This is a genomic window from Pseudomonas sp. CF161 (assembly GCF_000416215.1).
In the GTDB taxonomy this organism is placed as follows: Bacteria; Pseudomonadota; Gammaproteobacteria; order Pseudomonadales; family Pseudomonadaceae; genus Aquipseudomonas.
This window is the reverse complement of the sequence record NZ_ATLP01000111.1, coordinates 94,892-119,406: the sequence shown is the minus strand read 5'-3', so window position 1 is coordinate 119,406 and position 24,515 is coordinate 94,892. Positions and strand designations below refer to the sequence as shown.

Annotated in this window: 24 protein-coding genes and 1 pseudogene; 14 read left to right on the top strand and 11 right to left on the bottom strand. The window is 60.4% G+C overall.

All coding sequences use genetic code 11. The features are described from left to right. Positions 1 to 3 precede the first annotated feature (3 nt). The 11 genes from hutG (at position 4) to CF161_RS25375 (ending at position 14,270) form a co-directional block, all read left to right on the top strand. A complete protein-coding gene (hutG, locus tag CF161_RS25425; RefSeq protein ID WP_020299497.1) occupies positions 4 to 807 on the top strand; it encodes an N-formylglutamate deformylase in 804 nt (267 codons plus the stop codon). Between the two features lie 175 nt (positions 808 to 982). Further along, a complete protein-coding gene (gene pip / locus CF161_RS25420) occupies positions 983 to 1,954 on the top strand; it encodes a prolyl aminopeptidase (RefSeq protein ID WP_020299496.1) in 972 nt (323 codons plus the stop codon). Then, complete coding sequence (dtd, locus tag CF161_RS25415; RefSeq protein WP_020299495.1) at positions 1,951 to 2,388, top strand: D-aminoacyl-tRNA deacylase; 438 nt, start codon at positions 1,951 to 1,953, stop codon at positions 2,386 to 2,388. Before pip ends, dtd begins: the two co-directional genes overlap by 4 nt. Positions 2,389 to 2,664: 276 nt before the next feature. Further along, complete coding sequence (locus CF161_RS25410) at positions 2,665 to 4,473, top strand: glucan biosynthesis protein (RefSeq protein WP_043230385.1); 1,809 nt, start codon at positions 2,665 to 2,667, stop codon at positions 4,471 to 4,473. Beyond that, positions 4,466 to 7,036: a glucans biosynthesis glucosyltransferase MdoH gene (gene mdoH / locus CF161_RS25405; RefSeq protein WP_043230361.1), complete on the top strand. Its 2,571-nt coding sequence runs from the start codon at positions 4,466 to 4,468 to the stop codon at positions 7,034 to 7,036. The genes CF161_RS25410 and mdoH overlap by 8 nt, the downstream gene beginning before the upstream one ends. 592 nt (positions 7,037 to 7,628) lie before the next feature. After that, positions 7,629 to 8,840, top strand: a complete 1,212-nt coding sequence (locus tag CF161_RS25400; RefSeq protein ID WP_020299492.1) for a hypothetical protein — start codon at positions 7,629 to 7,631, stop codon at positions 8,838 to 8,840. Positions 8,841 to 8,960: 120 nt separating this feature from the next. Continuing rightward, the gene (locus tag CF161_RS25395) at positions 8,961 to 9,716 is read left to right on the top strand and encodes a hypothetical protein (RefSeq protein WP_020299491.1); all 756 of its coding nucleotides are present in this window, start codon (positions 8,961 to 8,963) and stop codon (positions 9,714 to 9,716) included. A gap of 199 nt (positions 9,717 to 9,915) precedes the next feature. Then, on the top strand, positions 9,916 to 11,235 hold the full coding sequence (locus CF161_RS25390) for an MFS transporter (RefSeq protein ID WP_218187575.1): 1,320 nt from the start codon (positions 9,916 to 9,918) through the stop codon (positions 11,233 to 11,235). Positions 11,236 to 11,646: 411 nt separating this feature from the next. Next, positions 11,647 to 12,444, top strand: coding sequence for a transporter substrate-binding domain-containing protein (locus CF161_RS25385; RefSeq protein ID WP_043230359.1), 798 nt, complete (start codon positions 11,647 to 11,649; stop codon positions 12,442 to 12,444). Between the two features lie 139 nt (positions 12,445 to 12,583). Further along, positions 12,584 to 13,543 carry an amino acid ABC transporter permease gene (locus CF161_RS25380; RefSeq protein ID WP_020299488.1) on the top strand — a complete coding sequence of 320 codons (960 nt, stop codon included), beginning with the start codon at positions 12,584 to 12,586 and terminating at the stop codon, positions 13,541 to 13,543. Continuing rightward, positions 13,536 to 14,270: an amino acid ABC transporter ATP-binding protein gene (locus CF161_RS25375; RefSeq protein WP_020299487.1), complete on the top strand. Its 735-nt coding sequence runs from the start codon at positions 13,536 to 13,538 to the stop codon at positions 14,268 to 14,270. Before CF161_RS25380 ends, CF161_RS25375 begins: the two co-directional genes overlap by 8 nt. 132 nt (positions 14,271 to 14,402) lie before the next feature. Here CF161_RS25375 and CF161_RS33775 read toward each other — a convergent pair whose 3' ends face one another. The 11 genes and pseudogenes from CF161_RS33775 to ubiE all read right to left on the bottom strand — a co-directional run bounded on the left by CF161_RS33775 (position 14,403) and on the right by ubiE (position 22,537). Continuing rightward, positions 14,403 to 15,116 (bottom strand): methyl-accepting chemotaxis protein, encoded by a 714-nt coding sequence (locus CF161_RS33775; RefSeq protein ID WP_371106547.1) that lies wholly within the window; start codon positions 15,114 to 15,116, stop codon positions 14,403 to 14,405. Positions 15,117 to 15,257: 141 nt separating this feature from the next. Further along, a pseudogene (locus CF161_RS33770) lies at positions 15,258 to 16,208 on the bottom strand (methyl-accepting chemotaxis protein); the annotation flags it as partial. A gap of 256 nt (positions 16,209 to 16,464) precedes the next feature. Next, the gene (locus tag CF161_RS25365; RefSeq protein WP_020299485.1) at positions 16,465 to 17,172 is read right to left on the bottom strand and encodes a 16S rRNA (uracil(1498)-N(3))-methyltransferase; all 708 of its coding nucleotides are present in this window, start codon (positions 17,170 to 17,172) and stop codon (positions 16,465 to 16,467) included. Beyond that, positions 17,169 to 17,963: a twin-arginine translocase subunit TatC gene (gene tatC / locus CF161_RS25360; RefSeq protein ID WP_020299484.1), complete on the bottom strand. Its 795-nt coding sequence runs from the start codon at positions 17,961 to 17,963 to the stop codon at positions 17,169 to 17,171. Before tatC ends, CF161_RS25365 begins: the two co-directional genes overlap by 4 nt. Then, the gene (gene tatB / locus CF161_RS25355; RefSeq protein ID WP_020299483.1) at positions 17,960 to 18,415 is read right to left on the bottom strand and encodes a Sec-independent protein translocase protein TatB; all 456 of its coding nucleotides are present in this window, start codon (positions 18,413 to 18,415) and stop codon (positions 17,960 to 17,962) included. Before tatB ends, tatC begins: the two co-directional genes overlap by 4 nt. A 10-nt stretch (positions 18,416 to 18,425) precedes the next feature. Next, positions 18,426 to 18,707, bottom strand: a complete 282-nt coding sequence (locus CF161_RS25350; protein ID WP_020299482.1) for a twin-arginine translocase TatA/TatE family subunit — start codon at positions 18,705 to 18,707, stop codon at positions 18,426 to 18,428. A gap of 27 nt (positions 18,708 to 18,734) precedes the next feature. Further along, positions 18,735 to 19,067 carry a phosphoribosyl-ATP diphosphatase gene (locus tag CF161_RS25345; protein WP_020299481.1) on the bottom strand — a complete coding sequence of 111 codons (333 nt, stop codon included), beginning with the start codon at positions 19,065 to 19,067 and terminating at the stop codon, positions 18,735 to 18,737. A 2-nt stretch (positions 19,068 to 19,069) separates the two neighbouring features. Beyond that, entirely contained in the window at positions 19,070 to 19,462 is a 393-nt protein-coding gene (gene hisI, locus CF161_RS25340; RefSeq protein WP_020299480.1) for a phosphoribosyl-AMP cyclohydrolase, read from the bottom strand. An 80-nt stretch (positions 19,463 to 19,542) separates the two neighbouring features. Then, positions 19,543 to 21,147 carry a ubiquinone biosynthesis regulatory protein kinase UbiB gene (gene ubiB, locus CF161_RS25335; protein WP_020299479.1) on the bottom strand — a complete coding sequence of 535 codons (1,605 nt, stop codon included), beginning with the start codon at positions 21,145 to 21,147 and terminating at the stop codon, positions 19,543 to 19,545. Next, positions 21,144 to 21,767: an SCP2 domain-containing protein gene (locus CF161_RS25330; protein WP_020299478.1), complete on the bottom strand. Its 624-nt coding sequence runs from the start codon at positions 21,765 to 21,767 to the stop codon at positions 21,144 to 21,146. The genes ubiB and CF161_RS25330 overlap by 4 nt, the downstream gene beginning before the upstream one ends. Beyond that, on the bottom strand, positions 21,767 to 22,537 hold the full coding sequence (gene ubiE, locus CF161_RS25325; protein WP_020299477.1) for a bifunctional demethylmenaquinone methyltransferase/2-methoxy-6-polyprenyl-1,4-benzoquinol methylase UbiE: 771 nt from the start codon (positions 22,535 to 22,537) through the stop codon (positions 21,767 to 21,769). The genes CF161_RS25330 and ubiE overlap by 1 nt, the downstream gene beginning before the upstream one ends. A 155-nt stretch (positions 22,538 to 22,692) precedes the next feature. Between ubiE and CF161_RS25320 the strand changes: the two genes are divergently transcribed. The 3 genes from CF161_RS25320 to CF161_RS25310 all read left to right on the top strand — a co-directional run bounded on the left by CF161_RS25320 (position 22,693) and on the right by CF161_RS25310 (position 24,508). Further along, positions 22,693 to 22,968 (top strand): polyhydroxyalkanoic acid system family protein, encoded by a 276-nt coding sequence (locus CF161_RS25320; protein WP_020299476.1) that lies wholly within the window; start codon positions 22,693 to 22,695, stop codon positions 22,966 to 22,968. A gap of 207 nt (positions 22,969 to 23,175) precedes the next feature. Next, positions 23,176 to 23,598, top strand: coding sequence for a phasin family protein (locus tag CF161_RS25315; protein ID WP_020299475.1), 423 nt, complete (start codon positions 23,176 to 23,178; stop codon positions 23,596 to 23,598). 10 nt (positions 23,599 to 23,608) lie between these two features. Further along, a complete protein-coding gene (locus CF161_RS25310; RefSeq protein ID WP_020299474.1) occupies positions 23,609 to 24,508 on the top strand; it encodes a phasin family protein in 900 nt (299 codons plus the stop codon). Positions 24,509 to 24,515 lie beyond the last annotated feature (7 nt).

Here is a 24,515-nt window from a genome sequence, read left to right as displayed (position 1 = left end):
CTTGTGGATAAGGTGCTGAACTTCAAACAAGGCCGGGTGCCGCTGCTGATCAGCATGCCCCATGCCGGCGTGCGCCTGACGCCCGCCGTGGAGGCCGGGCTGATCGCCGAGGCGCAAAGCCTGCCGGACACCGACTGGCACATCCCGCAGCTCTACGAGTTTGCCCAGGCGCTGGGGGCCAGCACCCTGGCTGCCGAGTACTCGCGGTTTGTCATCGACCTCAACCGCCCGTCCGATGACACACCTTTATATGTCGGGGCCACCACCGGCCTGTACCCGGCCACCCTGTTCGACGGCGTGCCGTTGTTCAAGGAGGGCCATGAGCCGTCGGCCGAAGAACGGGCGAGTTACCTGCAAAAGGTCTGGGGGCCGTATCACCGCACCCTGCAGGAAGAACTGGCACGGTTGCGGGACGAGTTTGGTTACGCCTTGCTGTTCGATGCCCACTCGATCCGTTCGCTGATCCCCCATCTGTTCGAGGGCAAGCTGCCGGACTTCAACCTCGGCACCTTCAACGGCGCCAGCTGCGACCCGCAACTGGCCAGCCAGCTGGAGGCAATCTGCGCCGGCCATGGCGATTACAGCCATGTGTTGAACGGGCGCTTCAAGGGCGGTCATATCACCCGCCATTACGGCAACCCGGCCGAGCATATCCACGCGGTGCAACTGGAGCTGGCGCAGAGCACCTATATGGAAGAGTTCGAACCGTTCCGCTATCGCCCGGACCTGGCGGCGCCGACCCAGGTGGTGCTCAAGGAGTTGCTGCAAGGGCTGCTCGCCTGGGGCCGGCAGCGTTACGGCAAGTGAGGGCGCGCGCCCTGGCGACAAACCCCTGAGGGGGCAGGGTTCACGTGCATGAAATGGGGCTGACAACCCCATTTTTCTCAAGGGCATGCTGATTGCGTAATTCGGGTTTATGATGCCGGACGGCAGAATAATTGAAGTCCCCCCAGGGATGAACCCGACCCTTACGGAGCGCGCAATGCAGACTTTGTACCCGCAGATCAAACCCTACGCCCGGCACGATCTGGCTGTCGACGAACCGCATGTGCTGTACGTCGATGAAAGCGGTTCTCCGGAAGGCCTGCCGGTGGTGTTTATCCACGGGGGCCCGGGAGCCGGGTGCGATGCCCAGAGCCGCTGCTATTTCGACCCGAACCTGTACCGCATTGTCACCTTCGATCAGCGCGGTTGCGGTCGCTCCACCCCCCACGCCAGCCTTGAAAACAACACCACTTGGGACCTGGTCGCCGACCTGGAGCGGATTCGTCTGCACCTGGGGATCGAAAAGTGGGTGGTGTTTGGCGGTTCCTGGGGCTCGACACTGGCGCTGGCTTACGCGCAAAGCCATCCAGAACGTGTGCACGGTCTGATTCTGCGCGGGATCTTTCTGGCGCGTCCGCAGGAAATCGAGTGGTTTTACCAGAACGGCGCCAGCCGCCTGTTCCCGGATTACTGGCAGGACTACGTGGCGCCCATCCCGCAGGATGAACGCCATGACCTGCTCAACGCCTTCCACAAACGCCTGACCGGCACCGACCAGATTGCCCAGATGCATGCGGCCAAGGCCTGGTCGACCTGGGAGGGACGCACTGCGACCCTGCGCCCGAACCCGCTGGTGGTGGACCGTTTCTCCGAGCCGCAGCGCGCGCTGTCGATTGCCCGGATCGAATGCCACTACTTCACCAACAATGCCTTCCTTGAACCCAACCAGCTGATTCGCGACATGGGCAAGATCGCCCACCTGCCGGGGGTTATCGTCCACGGTCGCTACGACGTGATCTGCCCCCTGGACAACGCCTGGGAGCTGCACCAGGCCTGGCCCAACAGCGAACTGCAAGTCATCCGCGACGCGGGCCACGCGGCCTCCGAGCCGGGGATCACCGACGCCCTGGTGCGTGCCGCCGACCAGATGGCCCGGCGCCTGCTCGACCTGCCGCTTGAAGAAGCATGAAGGGCCTGCTGCAACGGGTGCGTGGCGCACGAGTGGAAGTGGCGGGGGAGGTGGTAGGCGCCATCGACCAGGGGTTGCTGGTGCTGGTGGCGGTCGAACCCGACGACACCCGGGCCAGCGCCGACAAACTTCTGCACAAGCTGCTTAACTATCGGGTGTTCAGTGATCCCGAGGGCAAGATGAATCTGTCCCTGGCCGAGGTCGATGGCGGTCTGCTGCTGGTGTCGCAGTTCACCCTGGCCGCCGACACCAAAAGTGGCTTGCGTCCGAGCTTTTCCACGGCCGCGCCGCCCGCCCTGGGCCAGGAGCTTTTCGACTATCTATTAGCAAAGGCGCAACAGTTACATGGCAAAGTGGCATCGGGGCGTTTCGGTGCGGACATGCAGGTGCATCTGGTCAATGATGGCCCGGTAACCTTCCTGTTACAGACCTGAAAGTGCTTGAAACATCTTTTTCCGCCGATTTAGGTCGAAAACAGCTGTTTTACCCAATAAATACTTTGTTCCCCCTGATGCGTTGTAACGCGGCCTACTAGATAATCGCGCGCTACGGGGATCAGCGTTCGTTGGTCCATTTTGACTTAGGTAGAGACTTGTCCGTGACCGCTTGGGGAATCATTTCGCCCCATCGGAGTCGGAACAATGCTCGCCAACCTGGCATATAGATAGCTGGCCGTTGGTTTTTTGATCTGTTTTCGGCGAGGGTTGCTCGTGATTGTTAGTCCCTGTAATGCACCAAAATTGTCTGCCAAACGGTTACGAAACGCGCTGCTGACAGGCTCTGCCCTGCTTTGCCTGCTTGGCGCCGGTCCGCTCATGGCTTTCAATCTGGATGATGTATCGGCCAAAGCCAAAGAGCTGGCCGGGCAGAAGTACGAGGCCCCGCGCAGTAACCTGCCGAACGAATTTCGAGACATGAAGTTCGCGGATTATCAAAAAATCCGCTTCCTCACTGAAAAAGCTGAGTGGGCCAATCAGAAAACCCCCTTCAAGCTGTCGTTCTATCACCAGGGCATGCACTTCGATACGCCGGTGAAAATCAACGAAATCACGGCCAACACCGTCGAAGAGATCAAATACGACCCGAGTCGCTTCGACTTCGGCGACGTCAAGTTCGATCCCAAGGCCACCGAGAAGCTGGGTTATGCCGGTTTCCGCGTGCTGTACCCGATCAACAAGGCCGACAAGCAAGACGAGATCATGACCATGCTCGGCGCGAGCTACTTCCGCGTCGTGGGCAAGGGCCATACCTACGGCTTGTCCGCCCGTGGCCTGGCGATCGATACCGCCTTGCCTTCCGGCGAAGAGTTCCCGCGTTTCAGCGAGTTCTGGATCCAGCAACCCAAGCCCACCGACAAGCACCTGGTGATCTACGCCCTGCTGGATTCGCCGCGTGCGGCCGGCGCCTACCGCCTGACCCTGCGTCCGGGCAGCGACACCATCGTCGACGTCAAGGCCAAGGTGTTCCTGCGGGACAAGGTCGGCAAGCTGGGCATCGCCCCGCTGACCAGCATGTTCCTGTTCGGCGCCAACCAGCCGTCCAAGGTCCTCAACTACCGTCGCGAGCTGCATGACTCCAGCGGGCTGTCGATCCATGCCGGCAATGGCGAGTGGATCTGGCGTCCGCTGAACAACCCGAAACACCTGGCCGTGAGCAACTTCTCGGTGGAAAACCCGCGTGGTTTCGGCTTGCTGCAACGGGGCCGCGACTTCAGCCACTACGAAGACCTCGATGACCGCTACGACAAGCGCCCAAGCGCCTGGATCGAGCCGAAGGGCGATTGGGGCAAGGGCACCGTGGATCTGGTAGAGATCCCGACTGCCGATGAAACCAACGACAACATCGTGGCGTTCTGGAGCCCGGAGAAACAGCCGGAGCCGGGCCAGGCCTTTGATTTCGCCTACCGCCTGCACTGGACCATCGACGAAGCCGCCCTGCATTCGCCGGACAGCGCCTGGGTCGAGCAGACCCTGCGTTCCACGGGTGACGTCAAGCAGTCGAACCTGATCCGTCAGCCGGACGGCAGCGTGGCGTACCTGGTGGACTTCCAGGGCCCATCCCTGGCGGCCCTGCCGGAAGATGCCGAAGTGCGCAGCCAGGTCAGCGTTGGCGATAACGCCGAGCTGGTCGAAAACAGCGTGCGCTACAACCCTGAAACCAAAGGCTGGCGCCTGACCCTGCGGATGAAAATCAAGGACGCGGGCAAGTCCACCGAGATGCGTGCGGCGCTGGTGAGAAACGTGGCTCCGGCCGAACCTGCCAAGTCGACCCTGCCGGCCTCCAATTCTTCCGTGGCCAAGGCGGACAAGATTGCCGCCAAGCAACAGGAGAAGAAGGACAAGGAAGCCAAGCTGGCCGAGGCCAAGCAAGCTGACGCCAAACCGGCCAAAGACGCCAAGGACAACAAAGACGCGAAGCAGCCTGTCGCTGCCGATGCCGCCCCAGCCACACCGGAATCTGTCCCGACTGAGCAAGTCCTGACCGAGACCTGGAGCTATCAGTTGCCTGCCGATGAGTAACTCTCAAGTACAGCCAGAGACTCTCGCCGAGTACCTGGCGCACCTGCCGATGACGGACGAGCAGCGCGCTGAACTGGCGGGTTGCCAGTCTTTCAGCGAGCTGCACCAGCGGCTGTCGTCTGCAACCTTCGATGCCCCTGCCGATGCCGCCCAGGCGTCGGTCGGCCGACGTCTGACCCTGAGCACCGCCGAAGAGCTGGAGGACGCCGAAATGCTGGCGCTCGACGCCAGCGGCCGGGTGTGCCTCAAGGCCACGCCGCCGATCCGTCGTACCAAGGTGGTTCCGGAGCCGTGGCGCACCAATATCCTGGTTCGTGGCTGGCGGCGCCTGACCGGGCGCACCAACCCGCCGGCGCCACCCAAGGATGAGCGGGTGCTCCCGGCGGCGCGCTGGCGCACCGTGGGCTCGATCCGCCGTTACATCCTGCTGGTGCTGATGCTCGGCCAGACCATCGTCGCCGGCTGGTACATGAAAGGCATCATGCCGTACCAGGGCTGGGCCTTCGTCGACCTGGAAGAGGTCCTGCACCAGCCCCTGATGCAGACCGCGACCCAGGTGCTGCCGTATGCGCTGCAGACCAGCATCCTGATCCTGTTCGGGATTCTGTTCTGCTGGGTCTCGGCGGGCTTCTGGACGGCGCTGATGGGCTTCCTCGAGTTGCTCACCGGGCATGACAAGTACCGTATCTCCGGCGCCAGTGCCGGTGACGAGCCGATCCCTCGGGACGCGCGCACTGCCCTGGTGATGCCGATCTGCAACGAAGACGTGCCGCGGGTATTCGCCGGCTTGCGGGCGACTTTCGAGTCGGTTGCGGCCACGGGTGACCTCGACCGCTTCGACTTCTTCGTGCTCAGCGACAGTAACGATGCCGATATCTGCATCGCCGAACAGCAGGCGTGGCTGGATGTGTGCCGTGAAGCCAAGGGCTTCGGCAAGATCTTCTATCGTCGCCGTCGTCGCCGGGTCAAACGCAAGAGCGGCAACCTCGACGACTTCTGCCGTCGCTGGGGCGGCGACTACAAATACATGGTGGTGCTCGACGCCGACAGCGTGATGAGCGGTGAATGCCTGACCAGCCTGGTGCGCTTGATGGAAGCCACGCCGGACGCCGGGATCATTCAGACCGCGCCACGGGCTTCGGGCATGGACACCCTGTATGCGCGCATGCAGCAGTTCGCGACCCGGGTCTACGGCCCGCTGTTCACCGCCGGCCTGCACTTCTGGCAGTTGGGTGAATCCCACTACTGGGGCCACAACGCGATCATCCGCATGCAGCCGTTCATCGAGCATTGCGCCCTGGCGCCGTTGCCGGGCAAAGGCGCGTTCGCCGGTGCGATTCTTTCCCACGACTTCGTTGAAGCAGCGCTGATGCGCCGTGCCGGCTGGGGTGTGTGGATTGCCTACGACCTACCGGGCAGCTACGAAGAACTGCCGCCGAACCTGCTGGACGAACTCAAGCGTGACCGTCGCTGGTGCCACGGCAACCTGATGAACTTCCGCCTGTTCCTGGTAAAAGGCATGCACCCGGTGCACCGTGCGGTGTTCCTCACGGGCGTGATGTCCTACCTGTCGGCGCCCTTGTGGTTCTTCTTCCTGGTGCTGTCCACCGCCCTGCTGGCGGTGAACACGCTGATGGAACCGCAGTACTTCATGGAGCCGCGCCAGCTGTACCCGCTGTGGCCGCAATGGCACCCGGACAAAGCCGTGGCCCTGTTCTCGACCACCATCGTGCTGCTGTTCCTGCCCAAGTTGCTGAGCATCATCCTGATCTGGGCCAAGGGCGCGAAAGAGTTCGGCGGCAAGTTCAAGGTGACCCTGTCGATGCTGCTGGAGATGCTGTTCTCCATGCTGCTGGCGCCGGTGCGGATGATTTTCCACACCCGCTTCGTCCTGGCCGCGTTCCTTGGCTGGGCCGCGACCTGGAACTCGCCACAGCGTGACGACGACTCCACGCCATGGAGCGAGGCGGTCAAGCGCCACGGTCCGCAGACCTTGCTGGGCTTCTTCTGGGCCTTGCTGGTGGTGTGGCTGAACCCGAGCTTCCTGTGGTGGCTGGTGCCGATCGTCGGTTCGCTGATGCTGTCGATCCCGGTATCGGTGATCTCCAGCCGTGTCGGTCTGGGCCTGAAGTCCCGTGACGAGAGCCTGTTCCTGATCCCCGAGGAATACAATCCGCCGCAGGCCTTGCTGGCGACTGACCAGTACACCCACGAAAACCGCTGGCACGCCCTCAACGACGGCTTTATCCGTGCCGTGGTCGACCCGCAGCAGAACGCCCTGGCGTGTGCGCTGGCGACCTCCCGTCACGGCCAGGCCGAGCCGATCGAGTGGCTGCGTATCGAGCGCGTGCGGCATGCGCTGAAAGTGGGGCCGGCGGCCCTCAACAACAGCGAGCGTCTGGCGCTGTTGAGCGACCCGGTGGCCCTGGCCCGCTTGCATGAGCAGGTCTGGAGCGAGGGGCACAGCGAATGGCTGAGCGCCTGGCGCCAGTCGGTGGATGCCGACCCCCACGCGCCGCTGCTGCCGTTGCAGCCGCTGACCGCGGCGCCGCAACCGGCCTGAAGCCAACGCCCTTGAGTGACCGCTCAAGGGCGTTTTTTTTGCCTGACCTTCGTTCGTAAACGCGTAAGCGGTGTGTCAGGAACATGCCTGCTGCAGTTGCCCCTGCGTTTTCGGTTCTTGTGTGAAAAAGAACGTCTATCTGCGTGAAGTAAAGACGCACCCTCAATGTGTAGTTCGGTTACTCCATGAAGCGATGCTTCACTGGTGATACAAAAAAATCTGTTTCCCATATAAACAATTGTTTTTGTTGGGGTTATTCCAGCCAAGTAGATAATTAATACTTGGCATAGTTTCTGCTGTACCTCTATTAAGTGCAGGCATTGACGGCTGCCTTATTAATGATGAAGCGCTAGAAGCAACTCGCGTCTACACAGCGATATTTAAGCTCGCTTGCCATTTGCCACTTGAATGCTGCGCGGAAAGTGTTCGGTGCTCGAATTAACAACATGTGTATTAAAACGATCAGTGCATCGGATTGTAATCCTTGTACTGCATGCCGCTGTCAAAAGTCCCACGTTGTTAAAGCGCCTGACGCTTCTCTTTTGGCATTACCTGTAACTGTGTTGTGCCTGGTATTACAGGGGTATTCGATATGAAGCGTCATGTAACGTGTCTGGGCTTGATGATGAGCAGTTGTGCCGGTTTCGCAGGTGAGGTCAGTCCTGCCGCACTTGTTACCGCGACGACGGTTAAAAAGCCGTTTCCGCATATCTCCTGGCGCAGCGACGACGGTGAAAGCAGCCTGGATATTGGAGGCGCCTTACGCGTTCACTACCGTGATGAGGGGTGGGACACCGCCGAGAATAATGGACGACTTCTTTTTGATACCTTTCGTATTGATGTGCAGGCGACTTATAAAAACGCCTTCAGTGATCTCGGTTACTGGTTCCAGGATGACGGTAAACGTTCTGTCGATCGCGGCTTCATCGGTTATCGGCTGAATAACCATTCAAGCCTGCAACTGGGCGCGCCGTTCAAACCGTTTGGCATTGAGCCTTACCCTCAATTTGGCACAACTTGGCATCTCCCATTTTTTATGGGTTACGGCGTCAGTGCCGGGGTGGGCATGAAGTACGTATATAAAGATGAGCGGTGGAATCTGCAACTTGGTTATTTTCCGCGCATGTTACCGGCGGATATTCGCTTTTCTGCCGAGATCGGGCGCGGTGCCGATTTTGGCAAAAATTTGAGTCAGGACAACGAAAAAAAGAATCAGCTCAATGCCCGCATTGCACGGACCTTTCTCAATGACAACTGGAAAACCGAGATCGGTGCCTCGTTGGCCACCGCCGAACTTCATAACGCCACCACCCAAGACGATGGAGGCTACTGGGCTGCTGGTGTACATGCTGTGGTTAACGTTGGCCAATGGACGCTGACGACTCAGGGGATCAACTACCGTTACGATCCAAAAAACCCGGAAGGGGTCAGTAAGGATTCAGTGTTGATGGGGGGCAACGGATTGAATCCCACTTACTTGATTGCGTCCAAGGCAACGATAGCGTCACTCAATATTGCCTATGACATCGACACGCCGATGTTAGGCCCGCTCAAGCGAGTCAAGTTATACAACGACTACAGTCGCCTAATGAAAACTGTCAGTGGCTGGGATGATTCGCAGATGTACACCGTGGGCGCACAGTTCCTGGCGATGCCGGTTATGGCCTGGGTCGATTTGACCTGGGCAAGGAATGCCAACCATTTTGGGGGGGCGGAAAACGGTACAGGTTTTATCAATACCTCTTCGGTGGGGAGTAATCAGTGGTATTACCGAACTAACGTTAATATTGGATATTATTTCTGATGCTGTTGCCCCTCGCGCTAGCTGAAGTGTCCCCCTGCATGATGTTGACTCGTTATCAAGGTCTGGGCGGGTGTGTAACAAATCGACTGTTAGTTATTTCATAAGGTAGGTCGTCATAGTATGGAAATGCTTCCGTTTGCACTTGGGAATTACCACTATATTCCGGGCGGTTTTCAATACAGCGCAGCGGTGCTGGCCGATCCTGGATTTATCATTGAAAGAGCCTGTTTTGATATGCCGGTTGAATTGGATCAGGCTTTTGAATTGATGCGCCAGCACCTGATTAGCATCGGCCGCCCCTTGGCCGCGCTTTGCGCGTGTGAGTTAAGGTCGGCGGCGCAGATGTCAGAGGCGCAGTTTTTCGAGTTTAACTGCGGGTATGTAAAAATCTTGGCGAATTGGGGGATTTTTGAAAATAACCTAAACCCCGTTGCCAGGTGCAATCTTGTGTCCGCCGAGAATGGCCCCGCGCGACCCAGCATTTATGCGTTCAGTTACACCGTGCCCACGGAGGCTGCGCTCAATATTCCCAACTTCAAGACGTCCGGCGCTGCTGAGTGCCCTGATCGACCGGGCTACCGAGATAACATCGTCAGGTTGGGGGAAGTCACACCGGATGCTCTGTTGGACAAGTTGACGTATGCGATGGGCGATATCGATCTAAGGTTGGCGCTAATGGGGGTGTCCTGGTCCGATATCAATAAGGTGCACCTCTATTCGGTTCACAACTTGCACCCCATCATGCATCAGCAATTGCTGTCGAAAGGCTGTGCCCTGAAAGGCATCAGTTGGCACTGTGTACGTCCCCCGGTGGAAGACATTGAAATAGAAATTGATGTCGCACGTATCTCACGCCAGGTACTGATTGAGGTCTGAGGGCCGTGATATCTGCAAGCGCCAGCAGCAGTCGTGTCGGATTGATCAGCAGTGTGTTGAAACCTTATGCAGCTCGCCAACCCTGGGGGCTTTGCTGCTCTGGAAGAGTTAATCGATGTGGGGTAGGCGTCAGGAGGAGAAGTATTCCAGGCGCCGCTGTTTTTCGGGGGTAGTTTTATACCTTTTGGAGTGGATCAGTTTGAGCATTCAATCGCGCTGGCTGGGTGTTTTGACCTTGTTCTTGGTCGTCGCCATTTCTTATGTTGACCGTATTAATGTGTCGGTTCTCATTACAGATCACGAATTCCTGAAACATGCCGGCATTGATCGGCTGGACAGGGCTGCCCAAGGTTTTCTGGCGACCTGTTTTATGCTGGGGTACGGGATTTCTTCGATAGTGCTCACGCCTTTTTGCTCGTCGGTCCTGGGCATTAGACGAAGCTTGTCCTGTTCCCTGGTGATTTGGGGCGCGGTTACGGTATCCATTCCGTTTATTGAAGGTTACTTAGCTTTGGTGGTGTCTCGTGTTTTGCTGGGGGTGGCGGAAGGTCCACTGTTTTCTTTGGCTTATGCCTATATAAAGTCGAATTTCAATAACCTGGAGAGTGGTACGCCCAATGCCTTTGTTGGCATGGGCGCGGGTATTGGATTGGCGATGGGTTATCCCGCTATTGGTTACATGCTCCACGCCTATGGTTGGGACGTGTCCTTTTATGTGCTCTCGGTAGTTAACGTTTTTATCGGCTTGCCGTTGGTTTTGATGTTTGTTCGAATGCCAAGGGGTGGCGGGGCGGATAAGCCAATGGCTGTCAACTGGCTCAGCCTGTATGGCGTGATAAGGGATGGCATCATTGAATCTTTTAAAGTGCGCTCTGTATTTATAATTCTGGCTCTGTCTTCTCTTTCGCTTTCTTATATTTGGGGGAGCAGCAATTGGTTGCCGGTTTACTTCAAGGAGGTTCGCGGGTTTTCGTTGCTGGAGATGGGGTGGCTTGCTTCATTACCGCTTTATGCGGTTGTGCTGGCGTCCATTTGCAGTGGCGTGGTGATAGACAGGATTAACCGAAAAAATCTGCCTGTGATTTTTCTATGCACAAGCCTGATCGTTGCCGCGTTTGTGTTTATGGCTATAACAGTCGTTGATCGCTATTGGGCATTGTGTGCCCTGGTAATGGCCAATTTTTTTTGGGGCCTGCAAGGTCCTGCGATTCCTGCCATCGTCCAGCAGTTCACAACTGACCAAAACATGGCCAGCACCTTTGGCGTCGTTAATGGGGCGGCGAGTCTCGTCGCTGCATTTATGCCGGCGATGATGGGCGCCATGATCATGCTGTTTGCCAACTTTGAGCCGTGGGTGGAGACGCCGGGTATGAGTGATGCTGCGGCTGGATTTTATGGTGGTTTTTTCCTGTTGATAGGCTCACAAGTGCTGGCCAGTGTCTTCTGGGCAAGCCTCTGGTTTCGTGATGGTTCTTTGCACAAGCGCAATGCTTTCTCCGCGTCGAAGCGCCTTGCCTAGTTAAAGGCGCGGGCGCAACCGCCATAAAAACGGCTTCGCCCTAGCTCGATGTGGGTGGGGCCAGGGCTGGGCTCTGATCGACCCCGTAGCCGCTGCCGCAGGCTGCGCTGGCCGGCACTGGCGCCGCATGTTTTCCCTGACACCCCTCCGGCGTTCCATAAGGCCCGCGCAGCCTCGCGGGCTCGGCAGCGGCTACGGGCGCGACTTTTCTTTGGTGCTTTGGCGCTGCGCTCCGGGGCTGGCGCAGGGGGTGGTTGGGCTGACAAAAAACCTTGTGCAAATGGCCGAGTGCGTTAGCATCGCTCCCGCAAATTCTTGCGCGTGAACGACAACGGCTTGATATCCGGAGATTTTCCGTCCGGGGCCAGTATGCGCAGGCATCACAATAAAATCGGTTCAGGGGACTTGAAGATGAAGAAGTATCTCTCGATGCTGCTGCTCGGCGTCAGCGCCTTGCTGGCAGTCAACGCGGCCCAGGCGGGCGCCATCGACGACGCGGTCAAGCGCGGCACATTGAAAGTCGGCATGGACCCGACCTACATGCCGTTTGAAATGACCAACAAGCGTGGCGAGATCATCGGTTTTGAAGTCGACCTGCTCAAAGCCATGGCCAAGTCCATGGGCGTCAAGCTGGAGATGGTTTCCACCGGTTACGACGGCATCATCCCGGCCCTGCTGACCGACAAGTTCGACATGATCGGCAGCGGTATGACCCTGACCCAGGAACGCAACCTGCGCCTGAACTTCAGCGACCCCTTCATCGTGGTCGGCCAGACCCTGCTGATCCGCAAAGAACTCGAAGGCACTATCAAGTCCTATAAAGACCTGAACAGCGCCGACTACCGCATCACCTCCAAGCTCGGCACCACCGGTGAGATGATCGCCAAGAAGCTGATCGCCAAAGCCAAATACCACGGCTACGACAATGAGCAGGAAGCGGTGCTCGACGTGGTCAACGGCAAGGCCGACGCCTTTATCTACGACGCCCCGTACAACGTGGTGGCGCTGGGCAAGGTCGGCAACGGCAAGCTTACGTTCCTCGATAAGCCGTTCACCTACGAGCCCCTGGCCTTCGGTCTGAAGAAGGGTGACTACGACAGCATCAACTTCATCAACAACTTCCTGCACCAGATCCACGAAGACGGCACCTACGATCGCATCCATGACAAGTGGTTCAAGAGCACCGAGTGGCTCAAGGACATGGAATAAGCACCCTGTAGCCAAGGCGCTGGTTTTCTTCGGGCCGCTTGGCGGTTCCACCAGCGCCGCCGCGCCCCGCTCTTTGACCAAGGCAGCGTCCCCTACCGTTGGGGGAGCTGTCCTCTGATCGCTATGGATTCACCGACCCATGAAGCAGAAAAAAGCCCAGTGGCCCTGGCACATCCTGACCGTACTGGTCTTGATCGGCCTGGCCGGCGCCCTGTATTACGCCACCTCGCTGATGTCTTACGAATGGCGCTGGAACCGCGTACCGCAGTATTTCGTCTACCAGGCTGAAGAGCCTCAGCGCGCTGCGGAGTTTTCCACCGTCAGCCAACTGGTGCGCAAGGGCGATAGCGTCGAAGTTTCCCTGCGCAACGATGGCGGCAACGAGCAGGTGCTGACGGTCGATGCCGCCAGCCTGCAAGTGGCCCAGGGCGACGATGTGAGCGAGGGCGATGTGGTTGGCATGACTCACCACTGGGCCGCCGGGCCGCTGTTGTGGGGGCTGTGGACCACCTTGTGGCTGTCGCTGGTGTCCGGCGTGCTCGGGCTGCTGATCGGCCTGGCAACGGGCCTGTGCCGGCTGTCGAGCAACCCGACCCTGCGTGACCTGTCGACGATTTATGTCGAGCTGGTACGGGGCACGCCGCTGCTGGTGCAGATTTTCATTTTCTACTTCTTTATCGGCACCGTGCTCAACCTGTCCCGGGAGTTCGCCGGGATTGCCGCGTTGTCGCTGTTCACCGGCGCCTATGTGGCGGAAATCATTCGCGCCGGGGTGCAGTCCATTGCCCGCGGGCAGAACGAAGCCGCGCGTTCCCTGGGCTTGAGCGGTGGCCAGTCGATGCGCCATGTGGTGCTGCCCCAGGCGCTCAAGCGCGTGCTGCCGCCGTTGGCCGGGCAGTTTATCAGCCTGGTCAAGGACACCTCGCTGGTCTCGGTGATCGCCATTACCGAACTGCTCAAGAGCGGCCGCGAAGTGATCACCACCTCGTTCTCGCCGTTCGAGATTCTGTTCTGCGTGGCTGGTCTTTATCTGTTGATCAACCTGCCGCTGTCGAAAATCGCCAGCCGGCTTGAGCGGAGGCTCGCGCAAAGTGATTGAAGTCCGCGATCTGGTAAAAGTCTTCGACACCCGCGGCCAAGTGGTGCGTGCGGTGGATAACGTCACCACCCAGGTGGCCCGTGGCGAAGTGCTGGTGGTGATCGGCCCGTCCGGCTCCGGCAAGTCGACCTTCCTGCGTTGCCTCAACGGCCTGGAGGAATTCGACTCCGGCTCGGTGAGCATCGACGGTCTGCAACTGGCCGACCCCAAGACCGATGTGAATGCCTACCGCCGGGAAGTGGGCATGGTGTTCCAGCACTTCAACCTGTTTCCGCACATGACGGTCCTGGAAAACCTGTGTCTGGCGCAGAAAGTGGTGCGCAAGCGCGGCAAGCAAGAGCGCGAGGCCAAGGCCCTGGCGCTGCTGGAAAAAGTCGGTATCGCGCAGAAGGCCAATGAGTTTCCGTCACGCCTGTCCGGCGGCCAGCAGCAGCGCGTGGCGATTGCCCGGGCGCTGGCGATGGAGCCCAAGGTCATGCTGTTCGATGAGCCGACTTCGGCCCTGGACCCGGAAATGGTCGGCGAAGTGCTGGACGTGATGAAAACCCTGGCCCTGGAAGGCATGACCATGGTCTGCGTGACCCACGAAATGGGCTTCGCCCGGGAAGTGGCGGACCGGGTGCTGTTTTTCGACCACGGCAAACTGCTGGAAGACGCCGCGCCGGCTGCGTTCTTCGACGCCCCCCAGGACCCCCGGGCCCAAGCCTTCCTGCGCCAGGTCCTGTAGCCGCTCCTGATTCACTCGGCCCCGAGCGCAGTCTGGCGGCAGCGGCTACACATGTAGCCGCTGCCCAGGCACGAGGCTGCGCTGTCCATCCATGACACACCCGCTCACCTGCTAGACCCTTGCCGCTACCGGTCAGACCCGAAAGCGCCCCACCAGGCTTTGCAGGTGGATCCCCAGGCGCGCCAGTTCGGCGCTGGAGGCGGCGGTTTCTTCGCTGGCGGCGGAGGTCTGCTCGGAAACGTCACGCACGTTCAGCACGCTGCGGTTGATCTCTTCGGCCACGGCGCTTTGCTGCTCGGCGGCGGTGGCGATCTGTTGGTTCATGGCCTGGATGGCCGACACCGTACGGGTGATGTTCTCCAGGGCACCGCCGGCACGCCGAGTCAGCTCGACGCTGCTTTCGGTCAGGCCACGGCTGTTGTCCATGATGGTTGCCACCTGCTGGGTGCCGCTTTGCAGGCCGACGATCAGCTCCTCGATCTCCTCGGTGGACTTCTGTGTGCGCTGGGCCAGGCTGCGCACCTCGTCGGCCACCACCGCAAAACCACGACCGGCTTCCCCGGCACGCGCGGCTTCGATGGCGGCGTTGAGCGCCAGCAGGTTGGTCTGCTGGGCCACGGACTTGATCACATCCAGCACGCTGCCGATTTTGTCGCTCTCGTGCTTGAGGTGGCTCATGGCGTCGGTGGAGTTGCCGACCTCGGTCGCCAGGCGCTCGATCTGGGCGATGGCTTCGCTGACCACCCGATCACCCTCGCGGGCCTGCTGATCGGCAGCCACAGCGGCCTCGGAGGCCTCCTCGGCGTTGCGCGCGACCTCTTGCACGGTAGCCGCCATCTCATTCATCGCGGTGGCGACCTGGTCGGTCTCGATTTTCTGGTTATTGACCCCGGCGCTGGTCTGCTCGGTGACGGCCGACAGCTGCTCGGCGGCGCTGGCGATCTGGGTCACGCCATCGCCGATGCCGCCGATCAGCTCGCGCAGGCTCAGGGTCATGCGCTGCATGGCGTTCTGTAGCTGGCCCAGCTCATCACGACGCTCGACGTTGAGGTTGTGGCTCAGATCCCCCGAGGCGACCCGCTCGGCGGCTTTCAGCGCCTGTTGCAGGGGAATGACGATCTGCCGGGTGATGCTCCAGGCGGCGATCAGGCCAAAGAGCAGGGCCAGCGCGGTGACGATGATCAGCGTGTTCCGGGCCTGGGCCGCGTCGCTGTCGCGCTTGAGGGTCTGGGCGCTGGTGAGCTGCTTGCTCAGGTCCATCAGGCGCGTGCCTTGGTCGGCCATGCGCTTGAGCGCTGCGGCACTGGCCACTTGCGAGTCGCGGAACTCGCTGACGGCAGCGCGATAGCCCTTGAGGGAGTCGGTGGCCTGTTGCAGGTTGGCGATATGTTGCTCCGGCAGCCGGGTCGGCAGGCTGGCCAGGTTGCTCAGGGCGTTGTCGATGGCGTCCAGGGCCGGCTGTTCGGCATCGGCCTTGCCGCTGTAGGTGTAGCCACGTACCTGGAAGCGCGCCTGCTGGATCAGCTTGGACAGATCGATGACGCTGTTGAACTGGGCGACGCTGTCGCCCTGCAGCAGGGATTTCTCGACCTCGGCAACCCGGGCCACGGCGTTGTCCGCGGTGGCGCCGAGTTTGCCCCGGGCAGCCTCGCGGCTGTCGGTGGCGCGGGTCATGTCGCTGAAAGCAGCCTTGTACTCGCCGACCGCTGCCAACTGTTGGTCAATCAGGGTCAGGCTGTCGGATTGCTCCAGCATGCCGCGTGCAGTCTGCAAGCCGCTGTCGAGCTGCTTGAGCAGGTCGCTGACCGCCCCCGGGCCTTGTTCGCCGCGGCGCATTTCGTAATCCAGGCGCGCGGCACGCAGGTCCTTGGTCAATTCGTTGAGGCTGGAGATGTAGCCGAGCTTGTCGCCACGCTCGATCACGCTGCCCAGGCCCATCCAGCCGGTGGCGGTGATCAGCAGGGTCAGGAGCAGCACCAGGCCGAAGCCAAAGCCCAGTTTTTTATTGACGCTTACATTCCCCAGGGTTTGGGCGAGCCAGCGGTACATGGTGTGAACTCCCTTTATTGCCGATTGGGTTTATCCATACGCTATCGGCGGGCACGGGCGTTCCTGTAGGTGCCGGCGTGCCGACAATGGCGCAATAGAGGGGGTGGCGCTGGATGCAAGGCGTCGGCGAGCGCCTGCTCGTGGCTCAGAACAAGCGGGCGAGCAGGGCGGTGACGGCGGTTTCGACGCGCAGGATGCGTTCGCCGAGCTGTACCGGCTGCAGGCCGGCCTTGCCCAGCAAGTCGATTTCGTAGGGGATCCAGCCGCCTTCGGGGCCGATGGCCAGGGTCACCGGCTCGTCCAGCCCGCGTGGGCAGGCCGGGTAGGGGCCCGGGTGGCCGACCAGGCCCCGCGTGCCTTCAACCAGGCCAGGCAGGCGGTCTTCGACGAAGGGCTTGAAGCGTTTTTCGATCAGCACCTGCGGCAGCACGGTGTCCCGGGCTTGTTCAAGGCCAAGAATCAGTTGTTCGCGAATCGCCGCAGGTTCAAGGAAGGGGGTTTGCCAGAAGCTCTTTTCGACCCGGTAGCTGTTGACCAGGATCAGCCGTGGCACGCCCATGGTGGAGACGGTCTGCAGCACTCGACGCAGCATCTTCGGCCGGGGCAGGGCCAGCACCAGGGTCAGCGGCAGCTTGGCGGGCGGCGACAGGTCGAGGTTGACCTGCAGTTCGGCCTCATGGGCCTCCAGGCGCAACAGTTCGGCCGAACCCATCGCGCCGTCGATGCGTCCGACCCGCAGGCTGTCACCGACCGCGGCGCGATGCACTTCCTGCATGTGGGTCAGGCGCCGGTCGCGCAGGACCACGCGGTCCGGCGCAATGAAATCGGCCTCTTCGAGGAGCAGCAGGTTCACGCCTGGGTCGCTGGCGGCTGGTCGTTGTGATCGTCGGCCGGTTGATCGTCCACGTGGTCGCCACGCTTGCTGATCAGGCTGCCGAACAGGATGCCGATTTCAAACAGCAGCCACATGGGAACGGCCAGCAGCGTCTGGGAGAAGATGTCCGGCGGCGTGAGGATCATGCCGACCACGAAGCAGCCGATGATCACGTACGGGCGGATCTTCTTCAGGTATTTGACGTCGACTACGCCGATCCAGACCAGCAGCACTACGGCCACCGGGATCTCGAATGCCACGCCGAAGGCGAAGAACAGGGTCATCACGAAATCGAGGTAGCTGGTGATGTCGGTCATCATTTCGACGCCGGCCGGAGTGGCGGCGGCAAAGAACTTGAAGATCAGCGGGAACACCAGGAAGTAGGCGAAGGCCATGCCGGTGTAGAACAGCATGATGCTCGACACCAGCAGCGGCACGGCGATGCGTTTTTCATGCTTGTACAGGCCCGGTGCAATAAAGCCCCAGATCTGGTGCAGGATCACCGGGATCGCCAGAAACAGCGAGACCATCATGGTCAGCTTCAGCGGCGTGAGGAACGGCGAGGAGACATCGGTGGCGATCATCGTCGCGCCCACCGGCAGGTATTCACGCAGCGGGGTGGAGACGAAGGTGTAGATCTGCTGGGTGAAGGCGAACAGCCCGGCAAAGATCAGGAAGATCGCCGCGACGCAGCGCAGCAGGCGGGTGCGCAACTCGGTGAGGTGCGACACCAGCGGCATGTGTTGGTCGTTTTCCGGAATATCGCTCATGGGGCTCGCGGCGGCAAAGTAGGGTCATGGGGTGCGGGCGTGGCTGGAGCCGCCGCGGCAGGTGCAGGTTCGGTCAGGGGCTGGGGCGTGGCCGGCTCGATGGCCTCGGCTGGTGCTGGCGCTGGAGCGCTGGGCACTGGCGGAGCGTCGCTCGCAGCCGGGGCTGGTTGTTCGGCCACCGGTGGCGGCGGAGTGGCTTCCAGCTGGGTCGGTGCGAGGATTTTTCGCGCTTCCTGCTCCAACGACAGAATGTGTTCGTTGTGCAGTTGCCGGCGAATCTCGTCGGCACCGATTTCCCGTTCAACTTCCTGTTTAATCGCGTTGAAGCTGCGCTTCAGGCGCCCGACCCAGAGGCCGGCGGTCCGCGCAGCACCCGGCAGACGCTCCGGGCCCAGGACCAGCAGGGCCACGAGGCCGACGAGCAGCAGTTCAGAGAAGCTGATACCAAACATTAGTCAGTGCTCACGAGTCTTTGCGGGTCGGCTCTTCGACTTTTTGCGCCTGCACGTCGATGGTGTGCGGTTGGCTCAGCGGTGCGGTGGCTTGTGGTTGCACCGGTGGCACGGGCTGCGCGGTCGGCGGTACCACGGGCTCGGCAGGCTTTTCGTCGTCGTTCATGGCCTTGCGAAAGCCCTTGATCGATTCGCCGACATCAGTGCCCAGGTTCTTCAGTTTCTTGGTGCCGAATACCAGTACCACGACAACCAGGATGACGATCCAGTGTTTCCAGTCAAAAATGCCCATGCTGCGTTTTCCTCTCTAAAGTGTGGTTCAGGCGGATGGGCGCGAGGCCTTCTCGGCGTGCCCGGACAAACCGAAGCGACGATCCAGCTCATCGAGAACGGCCTGCGGATGCTGCCCCAGTTGGGCGAGCATGACCATACTGTGAAACCACAAATCGGCGGTTTCGTAGATCACATCGCTGCAGTCGCCACTGATGGCGGCGTCCTTGGCGGCGAGGATGGTTTCGACCGACTCTTCGCCCACTTTCTCCAGAATCTTGTTCAGACCCTTGTGGTACAGGCTGGCGACATAAGAACTGTCGGCCGCGGCCCCTTTGCGCTCTTCCAGCACCTGTGCCAGACGGTTCAGGGTGTCATTCATGTTCAGTGTCCTGCCGAATAAATCGCATGCGGGTCTTTGAGGACCGGTTCGACGGTCTTCCACTCGCCGTTCTCGTGAACGCGGTAGAAGCAGCTATGGCGGCCGGTGTGGCAGGCGATGTCGCCGACTTGCTCGACCATCAGGATGATCACGTCAGCGTCGCAGTCCAGGCGCATTTCGTGGAGCTTTTGTACATGCCCGGACTCTTCGCCCTTGCGCCACAGTTTGCCGCGCGAACGTGACCAGTAAATGGCACGGTTTTCGGCGGCGGTCAGGCTCAGGGCCTCGCGGTTCATCCAGGCCATCATCAGTACGCGCCCGGTCTTGTGATCCTGGGCAATGGCCGGCACCAGGCCGTCAGCGTCCCATTTGATCTCGTCCAGCCAATCTTTCATCTTCGACTCCGACTACCAGGTTCAACCCGTTGGTTGCGCCTCGGCGATTTGAACAGTTTGCCAGCCGACCGCGTCACTGGCTATCGGCGAACGACCAGATACAGGCCGACCGCAATCATGATTCCCGCCGGCCAGTGCCCCAATTCGTTCAACGGGCCACCGGCTGCGAGAATCGCGCCGCCGGCCAGGTGAGCGCAGCCCAGCAGGCGCAGGAACCAGTCGTCCTTGCGCTGATGCCAGGGCGGCGGCGGGTCCTTGGCGTGGGGTTGGGACATGCGTTCGAGCAGGTCGCGGGTCATGCTGGCCAGGTGCGGCAGCTGTTCGACCTGGCTGTGCAGGTTGCCCAGCAGGGTTTTTGGGCTGACCCGCTCGCGCATCCAGCGTTCGAGGAACGGCTGTGCGGTGTTCCACAGGTCCAGGTCCGGGTACAGCTGGCGGCCCAGGCCCTCGATGTTGAGCAGGGTCTTTTGCAGCAGCACCAGTTGCGGCTGGACTTCCATATTGAAGCGCCGCGCCGTCTGGAACAGGCGCATCAGCACCTGGCCGAAGGAAATATCCTTTAACGGTTTTTCGAAGATCGGTTCGCACACGGTGCGGATCGCCGCTTCGAATTCGTTGAGTTTGGTTTCCGCCGGCACCCAGCCGGAGTCAATGTGCAACTGGGCCACGCGGCGGTAGTCGCGCTTGAAAAAGGCGAACAGGTTGCGCGCCAGGTAGTCCTGGTCCTCGGGGGTCAGGCTGCCGACGATGCCGCAGTCGATCGCAATGTACTGCGGGCTCCACGGGTTGACGGTGCTGACGAAAATATTGCCCGGGTGCATGTCGGCGTGGAAGAAGCTGTCGCGGAACACCTGGGTGAAGAAAATCTCCACGCCGCGCTCGGCGAGCATCTTCATGTCGGTGCGCTGGTCGGCCAGGGTTGCCAGGTCAGTGACCTGGATCCCGTAGATACGCTCCATCACCAGCACTTTGGGGCGGCACCAGTCCCAGTAGACCTGGGGCACATACAGCAGCGGCGAGCCTTCGAAGTTGCGCTTGAGCTGGCTGGCGTTGGCCGCCTCGCGCAGCAGGTCGAGTTCGTCGTAGATGGTTTTTTCGTAGTCGCTGACCACATCCACCGGGTGCAGCAGGCGGGCGTCGGCCGAGAGTTTTTCCGCCGTGCGGGCCAGGATGAACAGCCACGCCAGGTCCTGGGCGATGATCGGCTTGAGCCCCGGGCGGATCACCTTGACCACCACCTCTTCACCGCTTTTGAGCTGCGCGGCGTGCACCTGGGCCACCGAGGCCGAGGCCAGGGGCTCGATATCGAAGCGACTGAAGACGTCGCTGATCTTCTTGCCCAACTGCTGCTCGATCAGCGCCACGGCCTGTTGCGAGTCGAACGGCGGCACGCGGTCCTGCAGGCGCATCAGTTCGTCGGCGATGTCTTCGGGGAGCAGGTCGCGCCGGGTGGAGAGGATCTGCCCGAACTTGATAAAGATCGGCCCCAGGTCCTGCAGCGCCAGGCGCAAGCGTGCGCCTCGACTCAGCTCCAGCGGTTTGCGCGGCAGCCAGCGCCAGGGCAGGGCGTAGCGCAGGGCCAGGAGAAACCAGGGCAGGGGCAGGGCAAACAGCAGGTCATCGAGGCGGTAACGAATCACGACGCGCTGGATGCGCAACAAACGGCGGACGGCGAGCAGCTTCATGCGTTATCGCTTGGATCAAGGGATCGGGAAAGGCGCTCGAAGCGCGCCTCAAGACGTTCCAGGTCGAGTTTGATCTGGTCCAGCTCGCTAAACCGGGCTTCGGCTTCGCGCTGGCCTACCAGGGTGCGTGATTCTTCGGCCAGGTATTCGCCCAGGTTCTGATTGAGGCTGGCGAACCCTTGCTGATACCAGCGGGCCCGGCTGCGCACATGGCCGCTGAACAGCGAGGTGGCGACCGGGCCAAGCCAGCGCGACAGCTCGTATTCCCAGTCCAGGTCGAGGTCCTGGAGGATCGCCGCCAGTTCCATGAGCACGCCGCTGTCGCCTTCCAGCTCGACCTCGGGGCCATGCAGGATCGTGCTCTTGTCTTTGCTCAGGGCCAGCTTCAGCAGGCTTGCGGCCGGGGCCCGCAAGGTGCAGTCGGCATCGGTGGCCCAGTGCGCGGCCAGCATCAGGCCTTCATCGCTGGGCAGGATAAACAGCTGCAACGCCGGGTTGCGGCAATCGACCGCGATCACCTTGCCGCTCAGTTGCTGCAGGCGCGGCAGGGCCGTGCTGTCGAGGCGCAGCACGCGGTTGACGCCGAGTTCGACGCTGGCGAGCAGGCCGCTGAGCAACATCAGGGCTTGATGCCGCGATGCAGGGCGACGATGCCCGCGGTCATGTTGTGGTAGGTCACGCGGTCGAAACCGGCCTCGACCATCATCGATTTCAGGGTTTCCTGATTCGGGTGCATGCGGATCGATTCGGCCAGGTAACGGTAGCTTTCCGAGTCATTGGTGATCAGCTTGCCCATCAGCGGCATGAAGGCGAACGAATACGCGTCATAGGCCTTGGACATCAGCGCGTTGGTCGGCTTGGAAAACTCCAGCACCAGCAGCCGGCCACCGGGCTTGAGTACGCGCAGCATCGAGCGCAGGGCGTCTTCCTTGTGGGTGACGTTGCGCAGGCCGAAGGCGATGGTCACGCAGTCGAAATGGTTGTCCGGGAACGGCAGTTTTTCTGCATCGGCCTGGACGAATTCGACGTTGCCGGCCACGCCGAGGTCCAGCAGGCGGTCGCGACCGACCTTGAGCATGGAGGCGTTGATGTCAGCCAGTACCACCTGGCCGGTCGGGCCAACCAGGTGCGAGAACTTCTTGGTCAGGTCGCCAGTGCCGCCGGCGATGTCCAGTACGCGGTTACCGCTGCGAACGCCCGACAACTCGATGGCAAAGCGCTTCCACAAACGGTGCATCCCGCCCGACAGCAGGTCGTTCATCAGGTCGTACTTGGCGGCTACCGAGTGGAACACCTCAGCGACTTTTTCCGCCTTTTGGCTTTCTGGAACGTTCTTGAAGCCGAAGTGTGTGGTGGGTTCGGCATCGCTGCCTTTGCGCTGATCAGTCATATCGCTGTCACCAAAAGAGAATGCGGGACATTCTAATCCCGGTGGCGGCCTTTGTCTTGGCAAGGCTGAATGTAAGATAGTGCGCCGCCGAGACGTTTTGACGCAGCCACGGTCAAGATGCTTCAGGCAAGTCCCGATAAATCAGGAGTTATTTAATGGCCCGTATTAGTGTTGAACGTGCCCATGGCCTGGGCAAGGAAGCGGCCCGTGAAAAGGCTGAGCAACTGGCGCAGAAACTGGCCGATCAATATGGCCTGGAACCCAAGTGGTCGGGCGACACCCTGAACCTCAAGCGTTCCGGCGTCAAAGGCACGGTGCAGGTGGGCGAAGAGTTGATCCGGATCGATGTTGAACTGGGCCTGTTGATGTCCGCCATGAGCGGCACCATCAAGTCGGAAATCGAAAAGGCTCTGGATAAAGCCCTGACCTGATTGGCTGTTACAGCAACTGGCTTGCCGGCCATCGCAGGCGTTGCAATGGCGCTGATTGAACACCACCGGTAAGCCAGCCCCCGATCAAGTTGCTTCACTGTTTTGTTGCAGTGGTTAGGGTGCCGATTCTAATTTTTCTCACTACTTTGTGCTTCAGCCCCATTTTCTGTGGGCAGTTCCTCCAACCTTCTGCGCGTGAGGTGCACCATGGCCAAAGTAATTCTGAAGAAAAAAGTTGATGTTTCGTCGACTGCTCTGAGTGAAGTCAAATCCTATGCCCGCAAGATCTGGCTGGCAGGCTTGGGTGCCTACGCCAAGGTCGGACAGGAAGGCAGCGAGTACTTCCAGGAACTCATCAAGGAAGGTCAAGTTGTTGAAAAGAAGGGCAAAAAAGTTGTGACTGAACAACTTGATGCGGCCAACAGTCAAATCGACAACGTCAAGGGTGATGTCACCAGTCTCAAAGGCAAAGTTGAAGTGCAACTGGATAAAGTCGAAAAGGCTTTTGACACGCGCGTCGCAAGTGCCTTGAATCGCATCGGCATTCCGTCTAAACATGACGTTGAGACACTCTCTGCTAAGCTCGATGAGCTGACGGCATTGCTCGAACGTGTCGCGCGTAAACATTAAGGAGAACGGGATGGCTGGCAAAAAGAATACTGAAAAAGAAGGCAGCTCGTGGATCGGGAAAGTCGAAGACTACTCCCGCAAAATCTGGCTTGCTGGTTTAGGCGTGTACTCGAAGATTGACACTGACGGCAGCAAACTCTTCGAGACCCTGGTCAAAGATGGCGAGAAAGCCGAGAAGCTGACTAAAAGTGCGGTCGGCAAGAAAGTTGAATCCGCCAAGGATTCCGCCAGCTCTGCCAAGTCGCGTATCAGTGATGTCAAAGATCGTGCGCTGGGCAAGTGGGACGAACTCGAAGGCGCGTTCGACAAGCGTCTGAACAGTGCCATCTCGCGCCTGGGCGTGCCAAGCCGCAATGAGGTCAAGGCCCTGCACAGCAAGGTCGATACCCTGACCAAGCAAATCGAAAAACTCACCGGCGCCAAGGTGGCTCCCGTTGCGGCTAAAACCGCAGCAGCCAAGCCGGCTGCCAAACCCGCCGCCAAGCCACTGGTCAAGGCCGCCGCTAAACCCGCTGCAAAACCTGCGGCCAAGACCGCAGCGGCTAAACCGGCAGCCAAACCTGCCGCCAAGACCGCCGCCGCGAAACCTGCCGCCAAACCCGCGGCCAAACCAGTAGCCGCCAAGCCGGCAGCCAAGCCAGCAGCTAAACCTGCTGCGAAGCCCGCCGCTAAAACGGCCGCCGCCAAACCTGCGGTCAAACCGGCAGCCAAACCCGCCGCGGCGAAAAAACCGGTAGCCAAGAAACCTGCTGCCGCCAAACCCGCTGCTCCAAAAGCGGCGGCGCCAAAGCCTGCTGTTGCAGCAAAACCGGCCGCCCCGGTCAGCCCAGCGAACTCCTCGTCGGCTCCGACCCCGGTTGCAACCCCGACTGCCGCGCCAGCTCCAGTGACGCCAACCAGTCAAACCTGATTTATTC

What these genes read in the sequence shown, in the direction of transcription:
- tatB (WP_020299483.1), bottom strand. Translation starts at nt 18,415, where the DNA reads ATGTTTGGTATCAGCTTCTCTGAACTGCTGCTCGTCGGCCTCGTGGCC.
- ubiE (WP_020299477.1), bottom strand. Translation starts at nt 22,537, where the DNA reads ATGACTGATCAGCGCAAAGGCAGCGATGCCGAACCCACCACACACTTC.
- CF161_RS25330 (WP_020299478.1), bottom strand. Translation starts at nt 21,767, where the DNA reads ATGTTGCTCAGCGGCCTGCTCGCCAGCGTCGAACTCGGCGTCAACCGC.
- ubiB (WP_020299479.1), bottom strand. Translation starts at nt 21,147, where the DNA reads ATGAAGCTGCTCGCCGTCCGCCGTTTGTTGCGCATCCAGCGCGTCGTG.
- CF161_RS33775 (WP_371106547.1), bottom strand. Translation starts at nt 15,116, where the DNA reads ATGAATGAGATGGCGGCTACCGTGCAAGAGGTCGCGCGCAACGCCGAG.
- CF161_RS25345 (WP_020299481.1), bottom strand. Translation starts at nt 19,067, where the DNA reads ATGAATGACACCCTGAACCGTCTGGCACAGGTGCTGGAAGAGCGCAAA.
- CF161_RS25310 (WP_020299474.1), top strand. Translation starts at nt 23,609, where the DNA reads ATGGCTGGCAAAAAGAATACTGAAAAAGAAGGCAGCTCGTGGATCGGG.
- CF161_RS25400 (WP_020299492.1), top strand. Translation starts at nt 7,629, where the DNA reads ATGAAGCGTCATGTAACGTGTCTGGGCTTGATGATGAGCAGTTGTGCC.
- CF161_RS25395 (WP_020299491.1), top strand. Translation starts at nt 8,961, where the DNA reads ATGGAAATGCTTCCGTTTGCACTTGGGAATTACCACTATATTCCGGGC.
- hisI (WP_020299480.1), bottom strand. Translation starts at nt 19,462, where the DNA reads ATGAAAGATTGGCTGGACGAGATCAAATGGGACGCTGACGGCCTGGTG.
- CF161_RS25385 (WP_043230359.1), top strand. Translation starts at nt 11,647, where the DNA reads ATGAAGAAGTATCTCTCGATGCTGCTGCTCGGCGTCAGCGCCTTGCTG.
- CF161_RS25315 (WP_020299475.1), top strand. Translation starts at nt 23,176, where the DNA reads ATGGCCAAAGTAATTCTGAAGAAAAAAGTTGATGTTTCGTCGACTGCT.
- CF161_RS25320 (WP_020299476.1), top strand. Translation starts at nt 22,693, where the DNA reads ATGGCCCGTATTAGTGTTGAACGTGCCCATGGCCTGGGCAAGGAAGCG.
- mdoH (WP_043230361.1), top strand. Translation starts at nt 4,466, where the DNA reads ATGAGTAACTCTCAAGTACAGCCAGAGACTCTCGCCGAGTACCTGGCG.
- CF161_RS25350 (WP_020299482.1), bottom strand. Translation starts at nt 18,707, where the DNA reads ATGGGCATTTTTGACTGGAAACACTGGATCGTCATCCTGGTTGTCGTG.
- tatC (WP_020299484.1), bottom strand. Translation starts at nt 17,963, where the DNA reads ATGAGCGATATTCCGGAAAACGACCAACACATGCCGCTGGTGTCGCAC.
- pip (WP_020299496.1), top strand. Translation starts at nt 983, where the DNA reads ATGCAGACTTTGTACCCGCAGATCAAACCCTACGCCCGGCACGATCTG.
- CF161_RS25380 (WP_020299488.1), top strand. Translation starts at nt 12,584, where the DNA reads ATGAAGCAGAAAAAAGCCCAGTGGCCCTGGCACATCCTGACCGTACTG.
- dtd (WP_020299495.1), top strand. Translation starts at nt 1,951, where the DNA reads ATGAAGGGCCTGCTGCAACGGGTGCGTGGCGCACGAGTGGAAGTGGCG.